Here is a 6,368-nt window from a genome sequence, read left to right as displayed (position 1 = left end):
CTACAGGGATGCGTGTATGTTCAGGGGCGGGGCAGGAACGCCTGCCGATACTCCCCCGGAACGGCAGTGACCCGCTGCGCAACATCACCTGCGCCCCCCCTGTAGGAGCGAGCTTGCTCGCGAAGGTCGTTAACGATAACGCGGGGAACCTGACTCCCCGCATTGCCCTCAGGTTTTTCGCGAGCAAGCTCGCTCCTACAGGGATGCGTGTATGTTCAGGGGCGGGGCAGGAACGCCTGCCGATACTCCCCCGGAACGGCAGTGACCCGCTGCGCAACATCACCTGCGCGCCCCCCCCCTGTAGGAGCGAGCTTGCTCGCGAAGGTCGTTAACGATAACGCGGGGAACCTGACTCCCCGCATTGCCCTCAGGTTTTTCGCGAGCAAGCTCGCTCCTACAGGGATGTGTGTATGTTCAGGGGCGGGGCAGGAACGCCTGCCGATACTCCCCCGGTGTCGCCCCCATCGCCTGGCGAAACCGGTTGGTAAAGTGGCCGGCACTGGAAAATCCGCACGCCAGGGCGATCTCCCCCAACGGCAGTAACCCGCTGCGCAACATCACCTGCGCCCGAGCCAGGCGGCGGGCCAGTACATATTGGTGAGGCGGCAAGCCGAAGCTTTCGCGAAACATCCGCGCAAAGTGGTACTCCGACAACGCGCACAATCCGGCCAGTTGCCCCAGGCTGATCGGCTCGGCCAGTTGCTGCTCAATGTAGTCCACCAACTGCCGGCGTTGATGCGCAGCAAGGCCACCCTTGAGGCGCAAGCCTTCACGCAGGCCGACCTGGCTGAGCAGGGTGTGGCTGAGCATTTCATGGGCCAGGCTACTGGTCAGCAGGCGTTCGGCAGGTTCCTGCCAGTTCAGGCCAATCAACTGGTGAAAGCGCCGGGCTTGCTGCGGGTCTTCCAGGAACGTACTTTCGCGCAGTTGCAGCGCCCGGGGCTCGCGGTCCAGCAGGGTGACGCAACCCAGGGCAAATTGCTCCGCGCTGAAATACACATGGGCCAGGCGGATCTCGCCGTTGATCACCCAGGCCGACTGATGCTCGGCGGGCAGGATGCACAATTTGTCAGGGCCACCCTTGGTGCCGGGCTGGCCGCGCCGAAATGTCTCGGTGCCACCGCCCACGTAGCAGGACAGGGTGTGATGGCTGGGCGCCTCGTAGTCCTGGGCATCATGGTGGTTGCTCCACAAAGCCGCAGACAAGCCGTCCCCAAGCTCGGCGCTGAGCTCAAGGCGAGCGTTGGGCGAGCGGTTGAGGGCTTGAAAGACTTGCAGGGTTTCCAGGGTAGGCATAATTCGTTCTCTGGGACGCCTTGCATCCTACTCCCGGCAGTTGGTGCTGTGATCCCTCGGCCTGACAAAAGCGCAAGAATCTGCAAGTGCGCAGCATCAGGGCAGGGCGACACTGTGGCTCAACCACCGGAGTGCGCCATGAACCTTTCCCTGTATTTACTGACTGTGCTGATCTGGGGCACCACCTGGATCGCCCTCAAGTGGCAATTGGGCGTGGTGGAAATTCCGGTTTCCATCGTCTATCGCTTCGGCCTGGCAGCGCTGGTGCTGTTTGTGTTGCTGCTGCTCAGTCGCAAATTGCAGGTGATGAACCGGCGCGGGCACTTGATCTGCCTGGCCCAGGGTTTGTGTCTGTTTTGCGTGAACTTCATGTGCTTCCTCACGGCCAGCCAGTGGATCCCCAGTGGCCTGGTGGCGGTGGTGTTCTCCACCGCGACGCTGTGGAATGCGTTGAATGCCCGAGTGTTCTTCGGCCAGAAAGTCGCGCGCAATGTGTTGCTGGGCGGCGGCCTTGGGTTGCTCGGCCTGGGCTTGTTGTTCTGGCCGGAACTGGCCGGGCATACCGCCAGCCCCGAGACGCTATTGGGCTTGGGCCTGGCGTTGCTGGGGACGATGTGTTTCTCGGCGGGCAACATGCTGTCGAGCCTGCAACAGAAAGCCGGGCTCAAGCCGTTGACCACCAACGCCTGGGGCATGGCTTACGGCGCGTCGATACTGGCGCTGTACTGCGTGATCCAGGGCATTCCTTTTGAAATGGAATGGAACACCCGCTATATCGGTTCGTTGCTGTACCTGGTGATCCCGGGCTCGGTGATCGGCTTTACCGCCTACCTGACCTTGGTCGGCCGTATGGGCCCGGAGCGGGCGGCGTATTGCACGGTGTTGTTCCCGGTGGTGGCGCTGAACGTCTCGGCGCTGGTCGAGGGCTACCAGTGGACGGCCCCGGCACTGGTGGGGTTGGTGCTGGTGATGCTGGGGAATGTGTTGGTGTTTCGTAAGCCCCGAGCGATTACGCCTGTGAGTCCGCTTTTGGAATCGAAGCAAATCTGATGTGGGAGCTGGCTTGCCTGCGATGGCGGTGGAGCAGCCAAAATCTACGCTGGCTGACCCACTGTCATCGCAGGCAAGCCAGCTCCCACAGTTTGATCGGTGTTACTTCAGGCCCAGGCGCTTGGCCATGCGCCCCAGGTTGGCGCGGTCCAGCCCCAGCTCTCGGGCGGCGCTGGCCCAGTTGTGCTGGTGGCGTTCCAGGCAGGCGCCGATGACTTGCCTTTGGTAGTGCTCGGTGGCCTGGCGCAAGTCACCGGTCACCACGGGTAGCTCGGCCTGTTCCTCAATCAGCGGCGCCGATTCACTGGGCAAGTCCAGGTCCTTGGCGCTGAGGCTGAGAATTTTCGGCCGCTCCCGGTGGTTGCCCAAGGCTTTCAGGGCACTGCGACCAATCAAGTGTTCCAGCTCCCGCACATTGCCGGGCCAGCCATAAGCCAGCAACGCCGCCTGGGCATCGCTGGTCAGGCGCAGGCTACCCAGGCCCATGCGCGAACGGTTCTGCTCAAGGAAGAAACCCGCCAGCAGCAACACGTCGCGCCCGCGTTCACGCAAGGCCGGGACTTGCAGCGGGTATACGCTCAGGCGGTGATAGAAGTCGGCACGGTAACGGCCATTGCGCACCTCTTCGGCCAGGTCGCGGTTGGTGGCGGCGATCAGGCGCACGTCCACTTGATGCTCCTTGTCCGAGCCCAACCGTTGCAACTGCCCGCTTTGCAGGACCCGCAGCAGCTTGGCCTGCACGGTCAGCGACAATTCGCCCACCTCATCAAGGAACAACGTGCCGCCATTGGCCAGCTCGAACTTGCCCCGCCGTTCATTTAGCGCGCCGGTAAACGCGCCGCGAACGTGGCCAAACAGTTCGCTCTCCACCAGGGTTTCCGGGAGGGCGGCGCAGTTGAGGCTGATCAGCGGTTTTTCGCTGCGCGATGAGGCCGCGTGGATGGCCTGGGCCACCAGTTCCTTGCCGACCCCGGTTTCGCCGGTGATCAGCACGGTCAGGTCGCTGCCGCCCACCAGTTTGATTTCCTCTACCAGGCGCTTGTGGGTCTTGCTCTGGCCGATCATTTCCTTGTGCTGCTGGCCGCTGGCCTGGCGATAGATTTCCGCGCGCTGGTGTTCATCCTCGGCGCGCAATGCCAGGTGCTCGATACGTTCGGCGACATTGACCGTGGCGGCGGCGAGGCTGGCAAAGGCTTGCAAGGCGTCCAGTTCGACGCGCTCGAAGCGCTCGGTGTCCAGGGCATCCAGGGTCAGCAGGCCCCAGGGGCGGTCGTCGACAAACAGCGGGCAGCCCATGCAGTCGTGGACTTCCAGATGACCGTGCAGGCCATCGACCAAGCCGTCATAGGGGTCGGGCAGTTCGCTGTCGCTGTCGAAGCGGGTCGGGCCGGGGCTGCTCAATAGCACTTCGAAGCGCGGGTGTTCGCTGATCTTGAAGCGTCGGCCCAAGGTGTCCGGGCTCAAGCCGTCCACCGCCAGTGGCACCAGCCATTCACCGTCCAGGCGCAGCAGCGCGGCGGCATCGCAGGGCAGCAGGGTGCGCATGGCTTGCAGCAGGCGTCGGTAGCGCTCGCCTTCGGGCAGTTCGCGGGAGAGGTCGGCGACCAATGGCAACAGGGTGGTGAGCAGGGAGTGTGCAGTCATAATGACTCCTTGTAGTCCTAATGACTATAATGTGTAGGAAGTCATATTGACTATATTTAAATTAAGCTATTGATAAATAACGAATTATTAGTTGGCACGAATACTGAGTATCACAAGGTAATCATTCAGAAGCCTAAAAGCTCAGGAGTCTCCCCATGCTTAGCGTTCAAGACCGTGCCATCGTCAAGTCCACTGTGCCACTGCTCGAAAGCGGTGGTGAAGCCCTGATCACCCACTTCTACCGCATGATGTTGTCCGAATACCCCGAAGTGCGCCCGCTGTTCAACCAGGCCCACCAGGCCAGCGGCGACCAGCCTCGCGCCTTGGCCAATGGTGTGCTGATGTATGCGCGGCATATCGACCAGTTGGATCAGTTGGGCGACCTGGTGGCCAAGATCATCAACAAGCACGTGGCCCTGCAAATTCTGCCGGAGCATTACCCGATTGTCGGCAACTGCCTGCTGCGGGCGATTTCCGAGGTGCTGGGTGATGAAATCGCCACCCCTGAAGTGATGAGTGCGTGGGGCGCCGCCTATGGGCAACTGGCCGATATCCTGATCGGTGCCGAAAGTGCGATCTACGACGAAAAAGCCCAGGCCGTTGGTGGCTGGCGTGGTGCCCGGCCGTTTCTGCTGGTCAAGCGTGTGGAGGAGAGCAGCGAAATCATTTCCCTGTACTTTGCCCCGGTGGATGACGGCCCGATCCTCGCGGCTGAGCCTGGCCAGTACATCGGCCTGAAACTGCTGCTCGATGGCGAAGAAGTGCGCCGCAACTATTCGTTGTCGGCACGCACCGATTCGGGCCTGTACCGCATCAGCGTCAAACGCGAAGCGGGCGGGCGGGTCTCCAACTACCTGCATGACCAGATGCACGTGGGTGCGACCCTCGACCTGTTCCCGCCATCGGGAGAATTCACCCTGGTGCCCAGCGACAAACCCCTGGTGCTGATCAGTGGCGGGGTGGGCATCACGCCAACCCTGCCGATGCTGGAAGCGGCTTTGGCGACCGAGCGCCCGGTGCACTTTATCCACTGTGCGCGTAATGGCGGTGTGCATGCGTTCCGTGACTGGGTCGATGCGTTGGCCGTGCAGCATCCGCAACTGCAACGCTTCTATTGCTATGCCGAGGATGATGGCATCAGCCCGGCGGCGGACAAGCTGGGGATGTTGACTCAGGAGCAACTGGCGGCGTGGTTGCCTGAGGAGCGTGATGTGGATGCCTACTTCCTGGGGCCAAAGGGCTTTATGAGTGCGATCAAGCGTCACCTCAAGGCACTGGGTGTGCCTGAGAAGCAGAGCCGGTATGAGTTCTTTGGGCCGGCGGCGGCGCTGGAATAAGCGGCCGCTCTTCAACACCGCACCGCCGCTCCCACATTTGATCTGTGAATACATTCAAAATGTGGGAGCGGCGGTGCGGCGATTCGACTTGCTCGCGAAGAGGCCCGAAAGACCACCACATTAATGCGCCGTTAACCCATTTTGCCTACCCTCCCGCTGCCTACTGCTAAATTTTCACCTCCTGTGTGTAAACTTGCGGCCATTGGCACAACCATCATTAGGCAAAGGGAAACGGGGATGATTGACGAAATGCGGTTAGGGCGTGAACGGCGCTTCCTGGTGTTGTTGGGGATCATCTGCCTGGCGCTGATCGGTGGCGCGCTCTATATGCAAATAGTGTTGGGCGAAGCGCCATGCCCACTGTGCATCCTGCAGCGCTATGCCTTGTTGCTGATTGCGCTCTTTGCCTTTATCGGCGCGGCGATGCGCACCCAACGCAGTGTCACGGTCTTTGAAGTGCTGGTGGTGCTCAGTGCCCTGGGGGGTGTCGCTGCCGCCGGGCACCATGTGTATACCCAGTTCTATCCGGCCATCAGTTGCGGTATCGACGTGTTGCAACCGATTGTCGATGACCTGCCCCTGGCGAAGATCTTCCCGCTGGGCTTCCAGGTCGACGGTTTCTGCAGCACGCCGTACCCGCCGGTCCTGGGCTTGTCCCTGGCTCAATGGGCGCTGGTGGCGTTCGTGTTGACGGTGATCCTGGTGCCCCTGGGCATTTACCGTAACCGCAAGCACAGCGCTTAAATCGTCCTACAAAACGCCCCGGTCCTGCTGATGCAGGCCGGGGCGTTTTTGTGTGCGGGCATTTTGTGAAAGGACCGTGACGCTGGACAAGAATGGCAGCGCGCAACGTGCGACACGTTGTCACACTGAAGGCGCCGCAGGACGTTTCCCACCCCGTGCCCCGATGCTTGATCAGCCGTTGACCAGGCGTTTTTGCCTGTCACTTTCCATCCAGGCCGACCCCGCGCACGGCGTGCGGTACAGAACTTCCAGTGAGCTGTGAATGCCTTGTTTTTAGCGGGCTTGCCTAGGGTTTAC

5 protein-coding genes and 2 pseudogenes are annotated in these 6,368 nt (G+C 61.5%); 5 read left to right on the top strand and 2 right to left on the bottom strand.

The genetic code is table 11. From position 1 onward, the window contains the following. Window positions 1-83 precede the first annotated feature (83 nt). A pseudogene (locus BFQ03_RS30870) lies at window positions 84-200 on the top strand (outer membrane lipoprotein carrier protein LolA); the annotation flags it as partial. A gap of 112 nt (window positions 201-312) precedes the next feature. Then, window positions 313-411, top strand: a pseudogene (locus BFQ03_RS30865) (outer membrane lipoprotein carrier protein LolA); the annotation flags it as partial. A gap of 3 nt (window positions 412-414) precedes the next feature. Here BFQ03_RS30865 and BFQ03_RS25590 read toward each other — a convergent pair. After that, window positions 415-1,296, bottom strand: a complete 882-nt coding sequence (locus tag BFQ03_RS25590) for a helix-turn-helix domain-containing protein (RefSeq protein WP_065944273.1) — start codon at window positions 1,294-1,296, stop codon at window positions 415-417. A 138-nt stretch (window positions 1,297-1,434) separates the two neighbouring features. On the opposite strand from BFQ03_RS25590, the gene BFQ03_RS25585 reads away from it, so the two are divergent. Further along, a complete protein-coding gene (locus BFQ03_RS25585; RefSeq protein ID WP_065944272.1) occupies window positions 1,435-2,346 on the top strand; it encodes a DMT family transporter in 912 nt (303 codons plus the stop codon). Between the two features lie 102 nt (window positions 2,347-2,448). Here BFQ03_RS25585 and norR read toward each other — a convergent pair whose 3' ends face one another. Further along, a complete protein-coding gene (gene norR, locus BFQ03_RS25580) occupies window positions 2,449-3,990 on the bottom strand; it encodes a nitric oxide reductase transcriptional regulator NorR (protein WP_032857637.1) in 1,542 nt (513 codons plus the stop codon). Between the two features lie 155 nt (window positions 3,991-4,145). Between norR and hmpA the strand changes: the two genes are divergently transcribed. Then, window positions 4,146-5,327 (top strand): NO-inducible flavohemoprotein, encoded by a 1,182-nt coding sequence (gene hmpA / locus BFQ03_RS25575; protein WP_065944271.1) that lies wholly within the window; start codon window positions 4,146-4,148, stop codon window positions 5,325-5,327. Between the two features lie 237 nt (window positions 5,328-5,564). Next, on the top strand, window positions 5,565-6,071 hold the full coding sequence (locus tag BFQ03_RS25570; protein ID WP_032857633.1) for a disulfide bond formation protein B: 507 nt from the start codon (window positions 5,565-5,567) through the stop codon (window positions 6,069-6,071). Window positions 6,072-6,368 lie beyond the last annotated feature (297 nt).

The sequence above is a fragment of the Pseudomonas sp. 25 R 14 genome (genome assembly GCF_900004755.1).
GTDB lineage: Bacteria > Pseudomonadota > Gammaproteobacteria > Pseudomonadales > Pseudomonadaceae > Aquipseudomonas > Aquipseudomonas brenneri.
This window is presented reverse-complemented; position numbering and strand designations above follow the sequence as displayed.

Excerpts from the sequence above, each read along its gene's own strand:
- hmpA (WP_065944271.1), top strand. The coding sequence starts at position 4,146 with ATGCTTAGCGTTCAAGACCGTGCCATCGTCAAGTCCACTGTGCCACTG.
- BFQ03_RS25570 (WP_032857633.1), top strand. The coding sequence starts at position 5,565 with ATGATTGACGAAATGCGGTTAGGGCGTGAACGGCGCTTCCTGGTGTTG.
- norR (WP_032857637.1), bottom strand. The coding sequence starts at position 3,990 with ATGACTGCACACTCCCTGCTCACCACCCTGTTGCCATTGGTCGCCGAC.
- BFQ03_RS25590 (WP_065944273.1), bottom strand. The coding sequence starts at position 1,296 with ATGCCTACCCTGGAAACCCTGCAAGTCTTTCAAGCCCTCAACCGCTCG.
- BFQ03_RS25585 (WP_065944272.1), top strand. The coding sequence starts at position 1,435 with ATGAACCTTTCCCTGTATTTACTGACTGTGCTGATCTGGGGCACCACC.